Source organism: Streptomyces sp. NPDC054783, assembly GCF_053611725.1.
In genome coordinates this window covers 127,381-143,142 of record NZ_JBSHAY010000024.1, presented here as the reverse complement: position 1 = coordinate 143,142, position 15,762 = coordinate 127,381, and the positions used below count along the sequence as shown (strand labels likewise).

The window sequence follows — 15,762 nt, the reverse complement described above, 5'->3', positions numbered from 1 at the left end:
GCTGCGGACTCGACACCCTCGTCCTTGGCCACGTTCTCACTGGTCATCGATGCATCTTCCATGATCGGGAGTTACACCGAACGATTTACAGTCCCGTCAAGGAGAGCGATGCGTCAGGGGTAAAGAGCACCCAGTTCCCGTGCTCGGCGGCGTGGTCCAGGAGGAACTGGTGGCCCTGCGCCGGATCGCTGCCTGCCAGCGGGAAGTTTGCCAGGAAGACCTGCGGACCGGCGACTGCATCCAGGGCGACGCATGCAAGCTTGCCCGTGTCGTAAAACGCCATCAGGCCGCCCGGGAAGTCTTCCTGCCCGTACGGGCCGCCAACCCGTGCCTCCGGCTCGGAGACCAGCAGTGCCTCGGCGACCTCTGCCGGAGACATCCCGTACCGCAGCGGCCCCACGCCGCTTCCGGCCCGCAGCTCCCAGCGCTCGCGCTCCACACTTACGCTCATCCACCCCGCCCCTACGTTTGACCGGCCGATACTCGTGTCCGTTGGTGTGCAGACGGACCGCACGGTGCCCGCGAATCCTGAGACCAGGTGCTGAGGCTATCCCTCGTACCCACCACTCACCCCGCTCCCATCCCGTACGCCGTCGACCCACACGGGACGGCGAGCACATGCCGTGGGCGTGGGCCCGATGTACGGTCGCACTAGGGCACAGGTGCGTGGATCTCGCGGCCGGCGGACGGGCCGGTGGTCGGCACGCACCCGAGGAGCATCCATGTCCCAGCAAACGAACGTCGCCGCACAGACCGCTTTCGGCGAGGCCGTCGTCACCGGCGATCTCGACGCTCTCGAGGAGATCGTCGCGCCCGGCTCGGTCGACCATGACCCAGCGCCGGGACAGGTGCCGGGGCCCGAGGGGTACAAGGCCATGTTCGGCGAGCTGCGCACGGCCTTTCCCGACCTGCGGATCGTGGTGGACCACCTGGTGGCCACCGACGAGGAGGTGGCCTTCGCCTACACCGTCAGCGGGACGCATCTGGGACCGCTGATGGGGCATCGGCCGACCGGCAGGAAGGTGAGCTACCGAGGCATGCAGATCAGCCGCTTCGACGGTGACGGCAAGCTCGTCGAGCGCTGGGGCAGCAGCGACGAACTCGGCATGCTGCGTCAACTCGGCCTCGCCGAAGCCGGACCCACCTCCGGGCGCCCTTCACACGTGTGGTGACGGGCGCCCGGTCATGCCGGCAGCCCGGCCGCGAACCGCCTCAGTGCCGTGAAGTCCGTCTCCCGCAGTCCGACGCGCGGATCGACGTGCCGGAGCAGGGCGGCGCTTGTGTGATGTGCCGTCACATACGCGGTGTCCGCCGCGCCCTGCTCGTCGTCCACCCAGGCGAAGGGACGGCCCGCGGCGTACGCCACGATCGCCTCCGTCTTCCAGTGCACGCCGTCGGGCCGCTCGGCGAACAGACCCGTACCGAAGTCGACGTACGGCAGCTGCGGCAGCCCGAGGACCGGGGCGATCCAGACGTTGGCCTCGGCCATCCAGCTCGTCGCCCAGCACAGGTCGTAGCCGAGCCGGAGCAGGGCCGGGCCGTGGTCCGGATTCAGCCAGACCCGCAGCGGGCGCCGGGCGAGCAGGGGCACCCGGATCGTCGTACAACCCTCGGGCCGGCGTTCCGGCTTGGCCGCGTACGGATTGAGAGGCCCGTCGACGTCAAGGAACAGCAGGGGGCGGCTCACTGGGACACCGTACGGCAGGACAACCGACCGGCCGCCGGAATTTTCTCCCGGTCGGAAGGCATGACGGGCGGCGGGGCCGCACAGGCAGTCCGCGCGCCGAGGACCGCCGTCCTGCCGACCGGCGGCGCCCGGCTCGCCGCCGGGGAGCTGCCGCAGAACGCGCTGGTCAAGGTGGCCGGACGGTGGCAGCGGATCGGCGACTCGAGGGCGTACGTCCGGCGATCCCGTACCGGCAGCAGATCAGTCGGCGGCCGCTGTAGTGGCCGCGGCGGGAGGTGACCGTCACCGAGCTGCGCGCCTGGGAGCGGGGCCCGGACGTGGAGCGGTGCCGGCCCCGGCTGGTGGTGGTCACGATCGGCAGGGCGGAGGCCGTTCCGCTCGGCGGCTTTCAGGAGCCGGAAGCCGGCTGCGGCGAGCAGGACCGGCAGCCGGTTCGCCGGCCGCTGGTCAGGCCGTCGTCAGCTGCTCGTGGTGCGCCAGCAGCGCGTCGGCCGCCTCCCGGTCGGCGGGCAGGAGTGGGGCGCGTACCGGGCCCGAGGGCAGGCCGAGGCGGGTGAGGAGGGCCTTGGCGGTGACCGTGCCGGGCAGGCCCGCGCCCATCATCGCCTCGATCAACGGCGTGGCGCGCAGCTGGAGTTCGGTCGCCCGGGCGGTGTCGCCCGCGTCGAAGGCGTCGAGGATCGCGGCGATCCGGCCGGGTACGGCGTTGGCGACCGTGCTCACACAGCCGGCCGCGCCGACCGCGTACAGCGCCAGCACATGCTCGTCGCAGCCCGCGTAGTACGCCAGGTCCGTGCGGGCCAGCACCTTCTGGGTGCCGAGGAAGTCGTAGGAGCAGTCCTTGACGGCCACGATCCGCGGGTGCGCGGCGAGGCGGATCACCGTCTCCGGCTCGATCCTGGTGCCGGTGCGGCCGGGGATGTCGTACAGCATCACGGGCAGCTCGCTCGCGTCGGCGACCGCGCGGAAGTGCGCCTCCACCGCCTCCTGCGGCGGCCTGCTGTAGTACGGCGTCACCACCAGCACGCCGTCGGCGCCCGCCTCCCCGGCCGCCAGGGCCAGCTCTACGGTGTGCCGGGTGTCGGCGCTGCCCACGCCCGCGACCAGGGACACCTCCTCGCCGACCGCCTCCCGCACGGCCGTGACCAGCTCCGCCTTCTCCGCGTCCGTGGTGGTGGGCGACTCGCCCGTGGTGCCGCTCAGCACCAGGCCGTCGCAGCCCTCGGCCACCAGCCACGCGGCCAGCTTCCGGGCACCGTCCAGGTCGAGGGCGCCTTCCTCGGTGAAGGGCGTGATCATCGCGCAGAGCGTGCGGCCGAAGGGGCGGGCGGTGGTGCTCGAGGTCGTCATAGGGGTAGTGTCGGCGGGCCCTTGGTGAAGCTCTACTTAATTCTGCTACACGGTATGGGTAAGCATTGCTGATGTGTGGGGGTGGCGGCCGAAGGTCCTGTGTCCAACTCGGCCCCTCATGGGTCACTATGGCCGGAGGGTCACCGACGTTCGTCATGGGAGGCACCATGAAGCTCGGCAAGGCACTGGCCACGGGAGTCGCCGAGGAGCGGCCGCTCGTCGACGAGGAGCAGACCCCGCTCGCCGAGGAGACCGCCCGCATCGAACCGGCCGAACCGGCCGAGCCGGCCCGCGAAGAGGCCCCGGCCGACCGATGAGGCTCCGGCTCCCCGCGGAACGCCCGACGGAGCCGCCGACCGGATACAAGATCGCCCACCCGGTGCTGTCCCAGGACGGCACCCGGGCCGGGTTCACCGGTGTCTCGCTCGGCGGCGCGCTGCCGTACGCCGCGCTCGACGACGCCTCCTGCGTCTACGGCCGCCGGCACCGCCCGCCGGCCCGGCTGTGCGACTGCGGCTTCCACTGCGTCCACGACCGCGGTGCCGCCGAGGCCATGCTGTGCACCGCCGAGCACCGGACCGCCCTGCTGCTGGAGGTCTCCGTGCTCGGCGCGTACATCCGCTTCGAGCGTGGCTTCCGCTACGCCCGGCAGCGGGTGCGCACGGCCACCGCCGGACCGTGCTCCTGCGGCGCCGCAGCCGTCGCGGTCGCCGACGCCGGCTGGGGCAGACCCGGCTGGCGGGCCCTCGCCCCCGTCTGCGGCGGCTGTGTGCACGGCCGTACGTCCGTCTCGCTCGCCGGCTTCGCCCGGCTGGCCGGGCAGGGGCTGCGGGTCGTGGCGCAGGGCGGCGGTACGGCACTCCCGTCCGCCGAGTTGGCGCACGGCGCAGAGCTGGGCGTGCCCGAACTCGTCGCGGAGGCCGCGCTGTTGCAGGCTCGACTGGACTGGTTCCAGAGCCAGCTCGCGCGGCTGGGCGGGCTCGGGAACGGGGGCGCCGAGCGGGGCTGAGGGGCCGCGGGCCGGGTACCCGGACCTGTGGGTGCGTACGTGCGGATGGCTGTGGCGGCCCGTGCGGGTGCGTCGTGGCCGGGGTCGCGCCTACGGTGGTCTGTGAGTCGGTGCCGCGCCGGTTGGTGTCCGTCCTCGGTCCGGAGCACTGTCCTTCGACGGGCGCTCCGCGTTTTCGCCGGCCGCTGTGGGCGGACACCACCTGCCACGTCCCCTCCCCGCCGTGCGCGGCGCCAGGACGGATCACGCGCCCGCCTCAGGCAAGACGCTCGGCAGCGTCCGGGCGGACGTCGACGAGATCAGGGAAAGGGCACACCGATGAGGCACAGGATCCCGCACCGCTCGGGCGCCAAGGGCCCCGACGAGCTGCGGCAGCAGATCGAGCACGCCAGGCACCAACTCGGTGACACCGTCGCCCAGTTGGTCGGCAAGGCCGATGTGAAGGATCGGGCCCGGGTGCGGGCCGCCGACCTGAGGGACAAGGCCGGCGCCATGACCGTGCAGCTGCGGGTGAGCGCCGCCCACGCCGGTCACGGCATGCAGGACAGGGCCGCCAAGGCCGGTCATGCCGTCCAGGGCCGGGCGGCCCAGGCCGGTCACGCCATGCAGGGCAAGGCCTCCGAGATGGGGCACGCGCTGCAGGGGCGGGCCGCGCAGGCCGGGCATACGGCGCAGGGGCGGGCGGCCCGGGCCGGGCATGCGGTGCAGGGGCGGGCCGGACGTGCGGGGCATGCCGTCGAGGGCGCCGTCCCGCAGCCGCTGCGCGGCTCGCTGCGCGCGGGCATGCGTCATCCGGGACCGGTCCTCGCCGTGGGGGTGCTGGGCGCCGCCGCGGTGGCGGCCGGCATCGCCTGGCGCAGGCAGCGCCACCACCACTGACCGAACCGGTCCGCACGGGAGGGCGTCGCGTCACCCTCGCGCCGAAAACTTGGGCCGCCTGGACAAAATAAGTTTTCGGTGCGAGGGTGGACGCATGCTGGACGTGACCGTGATCGAGGACCCCGAGGCGGCGGCCGTGTCGCTGGACCCCATCCGGGCCCGGCTGCTCGCCGAGCTGGCCGCCGAGCCGGCGTCGGCGGCGATGCTGGCCGGCAAGGTCGGACTGCCCCGGCAGAAGGTGAACTACCACCTCAAGACGCTGGAGCGGCACGGCCTGGTCGAGCTGGCCGGAGAGCGCCGCAAGGGCAATGTCACCGAGCGGCTGATGCGCGCCACCGCCGCGTCGTACGTCATCTCGCCGGCCGCCCTGCCCGCCGTGCAGCCGGACCCGGACCGCTTCCGCGACCAGCTCTCCGCGCACTGGCTGCTCGCACTCGGCGCCCGCCTGGTGCGCGACGTCGGCGCGCTGATCACCGGCGCCGCCATGGCCAGGAAGCGGCTGGCGACCTATGCCCTCGACGGCCAGGTCCGGTTCGCCTCCGCCGCCGACCGCGCGGCCTTCGTGCAGGAGCTGACGGCGGGCGTGAGCGCCTTGATCCGCAAGTACGACGCCCCGGATGCCGAGGGCGGCAGGGACCACCGGATCGTCGTCGCCCTGCATCCCTCGGTCAAGGAACAGCAGCCCGCCCCCGCACTGGACCAGTGAGAAAGAGCCCCGCCATGTCCGAGGAATTCGAGATCGTCCGCGAGTTCGAGGTCGACGCCCCGCCCGAGAAGGTCTGGGATGCCGTCACCACGGGTACCGGCGGCTATCTGTGGCCCATGGACCCGCCCGAGCCCAGGGAGGGCGGCAAGGGGCCCTTCGGGTCCACCGTCACCGCCTGGGACCCGCCCCACCGCTACACCAACCGCAGCGAGGACGTCGGCTTCCCGATCCAGACCGTCAACCAGCTCGACTACACCATCGAGCCGCGCGACGAGGGGCGCCGCGCGTGGGTGCGCTATGTCCACAGCGGGATCTTCACCGACGACTGGAACAACCAGTACGACGGCGCGAGCAAGCACACCAACTTCTATCTGCACACCCTGTGCGAGTACCTGACGCACTTCGCGCCCCGGCCGGTCACCTTCGCCCAACTGCAGGGCCCCGCCGCCTCGCAGACCCCGAGGGCGCTCGCCGCCGTCGGGCACGCCCTCGGTCTGACGGACGACACGGCGGCGGGCACGAAGGTCGGCGTGCGCGGACCCGGCGGGCGGACCCTCGACGCCGTACTCGACTACCGCAACCCGTACTTCATCGGGCTGCGCACCGACAACGCGCTCATTCGCTTCTTCGGGCGCGGCCACTGGGGCGCCCCCCTCGGCATCAGCATCCACGACTTCGCGCCCGACGCCGACGCCGAGGCGAACGAGGGCGCGTGGCAGGCCTGGCTGAACGAGGTGTTCAGCCAGGCGTGACCATCCCGGTCAGGGCCGGAAGCGCAGCACCTGCGGGTCGTGGTCGCTGATCTGGTCGTTGAACTCGGCGTTGATGTGCACGCTGTCGTACTCGAAGTCGCAACCGCGCCGGACCGCCGGGCTGATCAGGATCTGGTCCAGGACCTGCTCGTTGCCCTGGTAGTCGTAGGTGTAACGCTCGCTCCTCGGCAGCGACTTGATCGCCGACCACAGCTCGCCGTCACCCTCGAGGATCTTCGCGGTGTCGGAGAACTCGAAGTCGTTCATGTCGCCGAGCGCGATGACGTTCGCGTTCTTCTGGACCTTCAGGATGTCCTTGACGAACGCGTTCACCGCGGTGGCCTGCGCGTGGCGCTGGATCTCCGAGCTGCGGGTCGGCGGCTGGTACTGCGAGGTCAGGCCCTGGTCGCCGCCCTTGGAGATCAGGTGGTTGGCGATCACGAAGACCGTCTTGCCGTGGAAGACGAACTGGCCGGCCAGCGGCTTGCGGCTGTCCTTCCAGGCGGCGTTCGCCGGGTCGATGCGGCCGGGGGAGGCCGTCAGTTCGGCCTTGCCGTTCTCCTCGGTGACGCCGACCGGCGTGGTGGAGTCGCCGCCCGCGCGGTCCACGAAGGACACCCGCTCCGGGTTGAACAGGAACACCTGGCGGATGTTGCCGCCCGGCTGGCCGCCGTCCTGGTCGTTGACCGGGTTGATCGAGCGCCAGTCGTACTTCGGGCCGCCCGCCGCGACGATCGCGTCGATCAGTTTGTTCACGGTGACACTCGCGTCGACCGTGCCGTCGTCCGTGGCGCCGTCGTTGTCCTGGATCTCCTCCAGGGACACGATGTCCGGCGACTGCAGGTTGTTCACGATCGCGGCGGCGTGCTGGTCGAACGTGTTGTCCGACGGGTCGAGGTTCTCGACGTTGTAGGTGGCCACCGCCAGCTCGCGGCTCGACTGCTTCCGCGTGGTCTCGCGCTCCAGGCCGCCGCTCTGCAGGGTGCCGAGCTTGCTCGCCACCAGCGTGTAGCCGCCGAACTGGTTGAAGTCCAGCGGGCCGGTGGTGGCGCCCTCCAGGGTGTCGCCGACGTTCGCCTTCGGGAAGTCGGCGGTCGAGCCCAGCGACTGGATCTGCAGCCGGCCGGTGTTCTGCCCGTCGTAGGAGCCGTAGACCGTGCCGCCGCGACGGCTCGGGTGCTCCCACGGCTTCACCGTGACCCACAGCTCGCTGTAGGGGTCGGTGGCGGTGACCACGCGGGTGTCCTCGACCTGGACGTTCATGCCCTCCAGGGACTCGTAGTAGTCCAGGGCGTACGCCGACGGGTCCAGGGTGAGGCCGTTGATCGAGCCGCCGGCCGCGGTGTCGCCCTCCGGCGCGTACTCGTCCGGCACCGAGTCCTCGTCGATCACGACCGGCGCCGGGACCGTGTTGCCGGTGGAGACCGTCGTGATCGTCGGCTTGGTGATCTCCGTGACCGACTGGTTGCCGGAGGAGGTGCCGCCCGGGACGTACTCGGAGACCGTGCCGGTCACCGTCACCGAGTCGCCGGCCGCGACCTTCGGCGTGGAGCCGGTGAAGACGAAGACACCCTCGCTGGTGGCCGGATCGTCGTCCGGGTTCGGATCCTCGATCCAGAAACCTCTGGAGGAGCCGTATGCGCGCGTGGCCGTGACGATGCCGGGCACGTCCGTCACCTTCTGGCCCGCGAACGGCGATATTCGGGTGGTGCCCTGAATGTCGTGGATACGCACCGAGTCGGCGTGCGCGGGAGAGGTGAGGACGACGGCGGACGCCGCGCTGCAGACGGCGGCGACGGTGAGCGCGGCGAGGCGCGCGGAAGACCTGCTCGGCAAGGGATCCCTCCAGGGACATGACAAAGTGCCGGGACAAGGGTGGAACGGGAGCGTGTGGGGGTCGTAGCCCTCCGTGACACGCGTAGAGCCGAGTGAACAGTTGTCCCCCCAGCTTCTACGCGCGTCAATCTCCTGCCTGGCGACGGGAGTTGTCAAGGTTTCGGCCATGTACGACTGCTGACGCAGAGATGAACCGGGCGGCATGGGTGGAAATCCGTCTAGGCTGAGCGGCTGAGCCCGTTCACGGTCCGAGGAGAACCAGCCGATGTCAGACAGCTCCCCCCTGCCGCCCGTACGGCTGCGCCCCGAAGCGGAGCTGGCACACGCCGCGCTGTCCACTCCGCTGCTCTCCCGCGCCGCCCGCCTCGCCCGCTGGGCCGGGCCCGACACCCGCGTGGACGCCGGTGGCGGACTGGTCGAGGAGCAGCTTCCGGCCGCCGCCGAACTGCTCGGACTGAGCGACGACGACGCCGCCGCGTACGCAAGCGAGGCCTGGCGGGTCGCCGTGGACGCCGGACTGGTCGAGATCGTGGACGAGGAGGCCGGGACGGTCCGGGCCGGCGAGGAGCTGAACCTGCTCACCGGGGGCGCCCCGGCCGATGTGCTCGCCGTGTGGCTCAGCGCGCTGGAGACCGTCATCGCCGACGCGAGCGTCCCCGACCTGGACGACCTGGTCGACGCCCTGGACGAGGGCGGCGAGATCGATTTCTCGTCACTCGACTGGGATCCCGAGGCCGAGGCGGAGTTCCTGGACGGCGTCCTCGGCAACCTCTATCTGCTGACGGTGAGTGAGGACGGACCCGGCGGGGACGCGGTCCCGCTGCCCGCCCTCGCCGCCTCCGTGATCGTCCCCGACGGCATGGGCGAGCCCACCAACGACGTCCTGGAGCAGGTCTCCGACGCGATGATGCGGCTCGACGACCAGTTCCGGGTGCTGGAGCCCGTCGGGCTCGTGGAGTACCAGCCGGTGGACGAGGCGTTGATGGCCGACGCCGGGGAGGAGTCCGCGGCGTCGCTGGACGACACCGACGTCACCCGGTACGGCATGGTCCGGCTCACCCCGCTCGGTGCGTACGGGCTGCGGGCCCGGCTGCTGGAGGCCGGGTTCCGGGCGCCGGCCGTCGGGGACCTCGCCGACAAGGGTGCGGACGCGCTGCTCGACGCCACGGCCGTGTTCGGCCAGGCGGCCGCCCAGGCCGAGACCGAGCAGTGGCTCGCGCGCCGTGAACCACTCGCCGCGGCACGGGAGTTGCTGGCGGCGGCGCGGGGTGTGGACCCGGGCGCGCCGCTGCGCCGGCTGCGCTGCCAGCAGGCCCTGTCCCTGGTCGGCACCGAGGCCGAGCCGGCGCTGCGGGAGGTGCTGGACGATCCGGAACTGGGCGGCCTGGCCCGGGTGTGGCTCAGCGAACGCGGTGCGGCGGGGGTGCCGGCGCCGTCCGAGGAACTGGTGTTCTGGCTGACCATCGACACGGTGGCCGCGCAGCTGGCGGCCGAGGGCAACTCCGAGGAGCTGCAGGCGCTGGTGGAGGGGCTGGCCGCGCAGCACAGCGGGTTCTTCTCCGCGGCCTGGCGGGTGGAGCACCCGGCCACGGCCGACGTGCTGGAGGCGATGGGGCGGCTGCACCCGGACAAGAAGGTGGCGAAGGAGGCGCGGAAGGCGGCGTTCAAGGCGCGGTCGCAGCACGGGGCTTGAAAGGTGTCCTTGAGCCGGTCATGGGATGGCGCATACGGATTCTTGAACAAAGGCCTCTGAAGTAGTCCGTTGTTCAACCCCCGTTCAAGGTGTGGCGGGAGCGTGTGCGCCGAACCGAGGTCCGCCATCCTCCACGGCACTCCGACCGTCTCAGGAGACACACCATGTCGCTCACCCGCAGGGACTTCGCCAGAAAATCCGCGATCACCGGTGCCGGGGTCGCCCTGGCGGGCAGCGTCGGCGTGCTCTCCACCGCGCCGAACGCCCTCGCCGCGACCGACATCGACAGCACCGGGACGGAGTCCGCGCACGAGGGCCACCACGGCGTCGGCTACGGCCCGCTGATCTCCGACCCGAACGGCATCCTGGCCCTGCCCGCGGGCTTCACGTACAAGATCATCACCTACAGCGGCAGGACGAAGCTGGAGTCCGGCGAGTTCACCCCGTCCAACCACGACGGCACCGCCACCTTCGATGGCCCCCGCGGCACGACCCTCCTCGTCAACAACCACGAGCTCGCCGGCGCCCGCGCCCAGTGGCCGCACCCGGTGCCGCTGACCGAGGGGCTCGTCTACGACCCGGCGGCGGCCGGGGGCTGCACCGTCGTCGAGGTCCGCCGCGGCGGCGAGGTCGCCGAGTGGGTCGGCATCGCGGGCACCGCCACCAACTGCGCGGGCGGCAGCACTCCGTGGGGCACCTGGCTGACCTGCGAGGAGACCGAGGACAAGGCCGGGAGATACGGCTTCACCAAGGACCACGGCTATGTCTTCGAGGTCGACCCGGAGGACCGCCGGGCCAATCGCGACCCCAAGCCGGTCAAGGCCCTCGGCCGCTACGCCCACGAGGCCGTCGTCGTCGACCCCAGGCGCGGCCACCTCTTCCTGACCGAGGACGCGGCCGGCCCCAACGGCCTGTTCTACCGCTGGACCCCGCCGGAGGGCTTCAGCCACGGCCGCGGCAAGCTGCGCACCCTCGCCGACGACGCGGGCCGGCTCCAGGCCTTCAGGTGCTTCGACTCCGGCGGCAAGTTCGTGGACGACCTGTCCCGCGCCACGAGGATCGGCACCGTCTACGGCGTCGACTGGGTGGACGTCCCCGACCGCGACGCGAAGACCGTGTCGGTGCGCAAGCAGTTCACCGACGGCCAGGTCACCCGCGCCCGCAAGCTGGAGGGCATGTGGTGGGGCGACGGCGGCGCCTACATCGTCTCCTCCTACGCCCGCGCGGAGAGCCCGGTCCAGCACGACGGTCAGGTCTGGTTCTACGACCCGCGGCGCCGCACCCTGACGCTCAAGGTCCTGCTCGGCGTGAACCCGGACCCGGGCAGGGACGGCGCCTTCGACGGCCCCGACAACATCACCGTGTCCCCGTACGGCGGCCTGGTCATCGCCGAGGACGGCGAGGGCGTCCAGCACCTGTTCGGCGCCACCGAGAGCGGCCGCACCTACCCGATCGCGCGTAACGAGCTCAACATCGGCACCGAAGCGGAGCCGGAGTACAGCGAGTTCACCGGCGTCACCTTCTCGCCCGACGGCCGGACCCTGTTCGCCAACATCCAGACGCCCGGCATCATGCTCGCGATCACGGGGCCGTGGAAGCGGCAGAAGCGGTAACGGCGGAAGCGGAGATTAATTCGCTCGCACGTCCGGTGCTGCGCCTCCTACAGTGAGATCACAACGTCACGCACCTCCCGGTGCGAGGGCAGCGGCTACTTCCCTTCCCAGGAATGAAACAACAGCCGCAGCCGACCTGATCTCGGGAGGCGCAGCTCGTGGTGGATGTCCGGTGCGCAGGCAGCGGATACTTCGGGACCCGGTATGTTGCGGGTTCGAATCCCGTCATCGACTTGTGTCGGTGTGGCGGAAGTGGAAGACGCGCCGGGTTATGTGACCGTCGCCGACCTCTGAACTCGGACACCCTCCAGTTGCTGCGCCTCCCTCCGAAACCGCAATGAATTCGGGGGAATTCACCATGGCGCGATTCAACACGCGTGCCGCCAAGGCGCTGCCGACCTCGCCCGTCGTCACCACCGGCCGGAACGTGCACACGTATGAGGGCGGCCGGGGCCAGGAACGGGACGCGCGTTCGGAGCTCTTTCTGCTGGCGGTGTCCCACTTCCTCGGGAGCACATTCTACGAGAATGCCCGAGACCGCGACGACCGGTTCGCCCGGCTCGTGCGCGACCTCGCCGTCAGCGACCCGGACTGGACCGCCGGCCTGCTCGGCTGGCTGCGCGGTGAGGGCCACATGCGGACGGCGTCGCTGGTGGGCGCCGCCGAGTACGTGCACGCACGTCTGACGGCCGGCGCGACCGACGGCCCGTCGAACCGGCAGGTCGTGGACTCCGTACTCCAGCGCCCGGACGAGCCCGGCGAGTTGCTCGCGTACTGGACGTCGGCGTACGGCCGCGCCGTGCCCAAGCCCGTCAAGCGCGGCGTCGCCGACGCCGTACGACGGCTGTACCACGCCAAGTCGCTGCTGAAGTACGACACCGCGTCCAAGGGCTACCGCTTCGGCGACATCCTCAACCTGGTGCACGCGGCACCGGACCCGGACAAGCCGTGGCAGGGCGAGCTGTTCCAGTACGCGCTCGACCGCCGGCACCACCCGGACACCGCTGTGCCGCCCGCGTCCCTGCCGGTGCTCACCGCGCACCGCGAACTGATGGCACTGCCGGTGCGGGACCGGCGGGCGGTCGTCACCGCGCCCGGCGGCGCCGAACGGCTCGCGGCGGCCGGCATCACCTGGGAGGCGCTGGCCGGCTGGCTCCAGGGCCCCATGGACAAGGCGGCCTGGGAGGCCGTGATCCCGTCGATGGGTGCGATGGCGCTCGTGCGCAACCTGCGCAACTTCGACGAGGCCGGGGTGTCCGACGAGGTCGCGGCCCGCGTGGCGGCGAAGATCAGCGACCCGGAGCAGGTGGTGCGCTCGCGGCAGTTCCCGTTCCGCTACCTCGCCGCCCACCGGCACGCGCCGTCGCTGCGCTGGTCCTGGTCGCTGGAGCAGGCGCTCGGCCACTCGCTGGCCAACGTGCCCGCGCTGCCGGGCCGGACGCTGGTCCTGGTCGACCGGTCGGGCTCGATGTTCTGGGCCCAGTCGCGCGACCGCTCGGAGCTCACCCGGGCGGATGCGGCGGCGATCTTCGGCACTGCGCTCGCGCTGCGGGCGGCCGACGCCGACCTCGTCCAGTTCGGTACGACCAGCGACAAGGTGACGTTCCGCAAGGGCGAGTCGGTGCTGAAGATCCTGGAGCGCTTCGGCGACCTGGGCGGCACCGACACCACCGACGCGGTGCGCCGGCACTACAGGAAGCACGACCGGGTGCTGATCGTCACCGACGAGCAGTACGCGCCGAACCGGCACGGCGACCCGACCGCCCGGATCCCGGCCCATGTGCCCGTCTACACCTGGAACCTGGAGGGGTACCGGGCGGGCCACGGACCGTCGGGAAGCGGAAACCGGCATGTGTTCGGCGGCCTCTCGGATGCTGCCTTCCGCATGGTGTCACTGCTCGAGGCGGCCGACGACAGCCGCTGGCCGTGGCAGAACTGAGCGGCGTCCGGCCCTGAGCGTGGCCCGCACTTCTACGGGGGGTGCGGGCCACATCCTTGTCCGCGCGCCTGACTGACATCTAACATTTCAGTCCATGCAGGCCCTACGACCCGTTCCCCGCACCCTGCTGCGGGACCGTGCCTACGCCGCGATCCGGGACGCCATCGTGGCCGGGGAGATCGAACCCGGCGCGGTGGTGCGCGACGCCGACCTGGCCGAGCGGCTGGGGCTGTCCCGGGCGCCGGTGCGTGAGGCCTTCTCGCGGCTGGCGGACGAGGGGCTGCTGGAGAGCAAGCCGCAGAGCTACACCCGGGTCACCCCGCTGGTCGCCGCCGACGTACGGGACGCGGCGGCCGTGGTCGGTGCCATGCACGAGCTGGTCACCCGGGTCGCCGTACCCCGGCTGCGGCCGGCGGACGTCGCGGAGATGCGCGCGGCGAACGACCGGTTCGCCGCCGCCGTGCGCTCCGGCGACGTGGACGAGGCCCTGCGCGCCGACGACGACCTGCACGACGTGCTGGTCCGGGCGGCCGGCAACCGTGCGGCCGCCGCCACCGTCGCCCGCTACACCCCGCTCATCCGCCGCCTGGAGCGGCAGCGCTTCGGCGAGGGCGGCTCGTGCCGCTCCGCCGGACTGCACGAGCGGCTGATCGAGGCCTGCGCCGGCGGTGACGTGGACGGCGCGGTCCGGGTCACGGAGGAGATCTGGCGCACGCTCACCGACCTGGCCGACCCCGACTGACCCCGTCTTCCGCCACTGGAGGTCCCGTGTCCCTGTCGTCCTACGCCCGCTACCCCCTTCTCTTCGGCCCCTCCCCGGTGCACCCCCTGCAGCGCCTGACCGCCCATCTCGGCGGCGCCTCCCTCTGGGCCAAGCGGGAGGACTGCAACTCCGGGATCGCCTACGGCGGGAACAAGACCCGCAAGCTGGAGTACCTGGTCGCCGACGCGCTCGCCCAGGGCTGCGACACGCTGGTGTCGATCGGCGGCGTGCAGTCCAACCACACCCGTCAGGTCGCGGCCGTCGCCGCCCGCGCCGGGCTCAAGTGTGTGCTGATCCAGGAGAGTTGGGTCGAGTGGCCGGACTCCGTGTACGACAAGGTCGGCAACATCCTGATCAGCCGGCTCGCCGGGGCCGAGGTGCGGCTGGTGCGGGCCGGGTTCGGCATCGGGTTCAAGGAGAGCTGGGAGCAGGCGCTCAGGGACGTCGAGGCGGCGGGCGGTAAGCCGTACGCCATCCCGGCCGGCGCCTCCGACCACCCGCTCGGCGGCCTCGGCTTCGCAAGCTGGGCCCATGAAGTCGCCGCTCAGGAGCGAGAGTCGGGCGTGTTCTTCGACACCGTGGTCGTGTGCTCGGTGACCGGGTCCACGCAGGCGGGCATGGTCGCCGGGTTCCGGGCACTGGAGGAGGCGGGTGGACGGCGGCGCCGGGTGATCGGCGTCGACGCGTCGGCCGAACCGGCCGCCACCCGTGGGCAGATCACCCGCATCGCTCACGCCACCGGCCAACTCATCGGTGTGAAGGACGAGTTGACCGAAGCGGACATCGAGCTGGACGAGCGGTACCACGGGGGGACGTACGGCATCCCCGACGAGGCCACCCTTGAGGCGATGCGGCTGGCCGCGCGGACCGAGGGCATGGTCACCGACCCGGTGTACGAGGGCAAGTCCATGGCCGGGCTCATCGATCTCGTCCGCCGCGGTGAGATCGGCAGGGACTCCACCGTGCTCTACGCCCACCTCGGTGGCCAGCCGGCGCTGAACGCGTACAGCGCACTGTTCTAGTCGGCGTGCCCGGGCCTCAGATCTCACATTACTACGATCTGCATATCTATCCTCACGCTGAGTAGTAGCACCATCACACTCTGATGAGAAAGGGCACAAGCATGCGCACGTTTCAGCGCGCCGCACTCGTGGCGGCGGTGGTCGCGGGACTGTCCACCCTGGGCGCCGGCGTCGGCTTCGCCGACGGCAACGACGGTCCGCACCAGGTCTCCGCCGTGGCTTCCGCGCAGGCCACCGCGGTGGTCACGTGGGGCTCCCCGCACATCGAGACGCACTCGAAGCCGGGCCACAAGCACGAGGAGTCGAAGCCGGAGCACAAGCACCACAGCTCGAAGCCCTGTCACAAACACCACAAGTGCAAGCACCATCACAAGCGGTGCAAGCACCACCACAAGCGCGCGGCTGAACGCTTCTCCGACGCTTGGGTCGACGTGAGCGCTTCGGTGGCGTGAGGAGCCTGATCGTGCTGCGGGGATGGTGAGCCACCCGCCGGAGTTCACGTACGGCGGCCGG

16 protein-coding genes are annotated in these 15,762 nt (G+C 71.5%); 12 read left to right on the top strand and 4 right to left on the bottom strand.

The features are described 5' to 3' along the window. Window positions 1-85: 85 nt before the first annotated feature. Complete coding sequence (locus tag ACWGJ5_RS33070; RefSeq protein WP_453313302.1) at window positions 86-439, bottom strand: hypothetical protein; 354 nt, start codon at window positions 437-439, stop codon at window positions 86-88. A 283-nt stretch (window positions 440-722) separates the two neighbouring features. On the opposite strand from ACWGJ5_RS33070, the gene ACWGJ5_RS33065 reads away from it, so the two are divergent. Further along, complete coding sequence (locus ACWGJ5_RS33065; protein ID WP_453313301.1) at window positions 723-1,172, top strand: ester cyclase; 450 nt, start codon at window positions 723-725, stop codon at window positions 1,170-1,172. 11 nt (window positions 1,173-1,183) lie between these two features. Here the strand turns inward: ACWGJ5_RS33065 and ACWGJ5_RS33060 are convergent, their stop codons facing one another. Beyond that, a complete protein-coding gene (locus ACWGJ5_RS33060; RefSeq protein WP_453313300.1) occupies window positions 1,184-1,687 on the bottom strand; it encodes a hypothetical protein in 504 nt (167 codons plus the stop codon). Between the two features lie 447 nt (window positions 1,688-2,134). Further along, window positions 2,135-3,037 (bottom strand): 4-hydroxy-tetrahydrodipicolinate synthase, encoded by a 903-nt coding sequence (gene dapA, locus ACWGJ5_RS33055; protein WP_453313299.1) that lies wholly within the window; start codon window positions 3,035-3,037, stop codon window positions 2,135-2,137. Window positions 3,038-3,204: 167 nt separating this feature from the next. Here dapA and ACWGJ5_RS33050 point away from each other — a divergent pair, with 167 nt between their 5' ends. The 5 genes from ACWGJ5_RS33050 to ACWGJ5_RS33030 all read left to right on the top strand — a co-directional run bounded on the left by ACWGJ5_RS33050 (window position 3,205) and on the right by ACWGJ5_RS33030 (window position 6,383). Continuing rightward, a complete protein-coding gene (locus ACWGJ5_RS33050; protein WP_453313298.1) occupies window positions 3,205-3,354 on the top strand; it encodes a hypothetical protein in 150 nt (49 codons plus the stop codon). Then, window positions 3,351-4,046 carry a hypothetical protein gene (locus ACWGJ5_RS33045; protein WP_453313297.1) on the top strand — a complete coding sequence of 232 codons (696 nt, stop codon included), beginning with the start codon at window positions 3,351-3,353 and terminating at the stop codon, window positions 4,044-4,046. Before ACWGJ5_RS33050 ends, ACWGJ5_RS33045 begins: the two co-directional genes overlap by 4 nt. 318 nt (window positions 4,047-4,364) lie before the next feature. Then, window positions 4,365-4,925, top strand: coding sequence for a DUF3618 domain-containing protein (locus tag ACWGJ5_RS33040; RefSeq protein ID WP_453313296.1), 561 nt, complete (start codon window positions 4,365-4,367; stop codon window positions 4,923-4,925). Between the two features lie 94 nt (window positions 4,926-5,019). After that, complete coding sequence (locus ACWGJ5_RS33035) at window positions 5,020-5,631, top strand: ArsR/SmtB family transcription factor (RefSeq protein WP_453313295.1); 612 nt, start codon at window positions 5,020-5,022, stop codon at window positions 5,629-5,631. Between the two features lie 14 nt (window positions 5,632-5,645). Beyond that, window positions 5,646-6,383 (top strand): SRPBCC family protein, encoded by a 738-nt coding sequence (locus ACWGJ5_RS33030; protein ID WP_453313294.1) that lies wholly within the window; start codon window positions 5,646-5,648, stop codon window positions 6,381-6,383. A gap of 9 nt (window positions 6,384-6,392) precedes the next feature. Here the strand turns inward: ACWGJ5_RS33030 and ACWGJ5_RS33025 are convergent, their stop codons facing one another. Beyond that, a complete protein-coding gene (locus tag ACWGJ5_RS33025; RefSeq protein ID WP_453313293.1) occupies window positions 6,393-8,219 on the bottom strand; it encodes an endonuclease/exonuclease/phosphatase family protein in 1,827 nt (608 codons plus the stop codon). 265 nt (window positions 8,220-8,484) lie between these two features. On the opposite strand from ACWGJ5_RS33025, the gene ACWGJ5_RS33020 reads away from it, so the two are divergent. From ACWGJ5_RS33020 to ACWGJ5_RS32995, 6 genes are all read left to right on the top strand, one after another. Then, complete coding sequence (locus ACWGJ5_RS33020) at window positions 8,485-9,912, top strand: hypothetical protein (protein ID WP_453313292.1); 1,428 nt, start codon at window positions 8,485-8,487, stop codon at window positions 9,910-9,912. Between the two features lie 164 nt (window positions 9,913-10,076). After that, complete coding sequence (locus tag ACWGJ5_RS33015; protein WP_453313291.1) at window positions 10,077-11,525, top strand: alkaline phosphatase PhoX; 1,449 nt, start codon at window positions 10,077-10,079, stop codon at window positions 11,523-11,525. A gap of 358 nt (window positions 11,526-11,883) precedes the next feature. Then, window positions 11,884-13,464: a TROVE domain-containing protein gene (locus ACWGJ5_RS33010; RefSeq protein WP_453313290.1), complete on the top strand. Its 1,581-nt coding sequence runs from the start codon at window positions 11,884-11,886 to the stop codon at window positions 13,462-13,464. A gap of 94 nt (window positions 13,465-13,558) precedes the next feature. Continuing rightward, window positions 13,559-14,206, top strand: a complete 648-nt coding sequence (locus ACWGJ5_RS33005) for a GntR family transcriptional regulator (protein ID WP_453313289.1) — start codon at window positions 13,559-13,561, stop codon at window positions 14,204-14,206. Between the two features lie 26 nt (window positions 14,207-14,232). Beyond that, on the top strand, window positions 14,233-15,249 hold the full coding sequence (locus ACWGJ5_RS33000) for a 1-aminocyclopropane-1-carboxylate deaminase (RefSeq protein ID WP_453313288.1): 1,017 nt from the start codon (window positions 14,233-14,235) through the stop codon (window positions 15,247-15,249). 101 nt (window positions 15,250-15,350) lie between these two features. Next, window positions 15,351-15,701, top strand: coding sequence for a hypothetical protein (locus tag ACWGJ5_RS32995; RefSeq protein ID WP_453313287.1), 351 nt, complete (start codon window positions 15,351-15,353; stop codon window positions 15,699-15,701). Window positions 15,702-15,762 lie beyond the last annotated feature (61 nt).

Bases quoted from the DNA above. Each gene is read 5' to 3' on its own strand.
- ACWGJ5_RS33065 (WP_453313301.1), top strand. From the start codon at position 723: ATGTCCCAGCAAACGAACGTCGCCGCACAGACCGCTTTCGGCGAGGCC.
- dapA (WP_453313299.1), bottom strand. From the start codon at position 3,037: ATGACGACCTCGAGCACCACCGCCCGCCCCTTCGGCCGCACGCTCTGC.
- ACWGJ5_RS33050 (WP_453313298.1), top strand. From the start codon at position 3,205: ATGAAGCTCGGCAAGGCACTGGCCACGGGAGTCGCCGAGGAGCGGCCG.
- ACWGJ5_RS33045 (WP_453313297.1), top strand. From the start codon at position 3,351: ATGAGGCTCCGGCTCCCCGCGGAACGCCCGACGGAGCCGCCGACCGGA.
- ACWGJ5_RS33040 (WP_453313296.1), top strand. From the start codon at position 4,365: ATGAGGCACAGGATCCCGCACCGCTCGGGCGCCAAGGGCCCCGACGAG.
- ACWGJ5_RS33035 (WP_453313295.1), top strand. From the start codon at position 5,020: ATGCTGGACGTGACCGTGATCGAGGACCCCGAGGCGGCGGCCGTGTCG.
- ACWGJ5_RS33030 (WP_453313294.1), top strand. From the start codon at position 5,646: ATGTCCGAGGAATTCGAGATCGTCCGCGAGTTCGAGGTCGACGCCCCG.
- ACWGJ5_RS33020 (WP_453313292.1), top strand. From the start codon at position 8,485: ATGTCAGACAGCTCCCCCCTGCCGCCCGTACGGCTGCGCCCCGAAGCG.
- ACWGJ5_RS33015 (WP_453313291.1), top strand. From the start codon at position 10,077: ATGTCGCTCACCCGCAGGGACTTCGCCAGAAAATCCGCGATCACCGGT.
- ACWGJ5_RS33010 (WP_453313290.1), top strand. From the start codon at position 11,884: ATGGCGCGATTCAACACGCGTGCCGCCAAGGCGCTGCCGACCTCGCCC.
- ACWGJ5_RS33005 (WP_453313289.1), top strand. From the start codon at position 13,559: ATGCAGGCCCTACGACCCGTTCCCCGCACCCTGCTGCGGGACCGTGCC.
- ACWGJ5_RS32995 (WP_453313287.1), top strand. From the start codon at position 15,351: ATGCGCACGTTTCAGCGCGCCGCACTCGTGGCGGCGGTGGTCGCGGGA.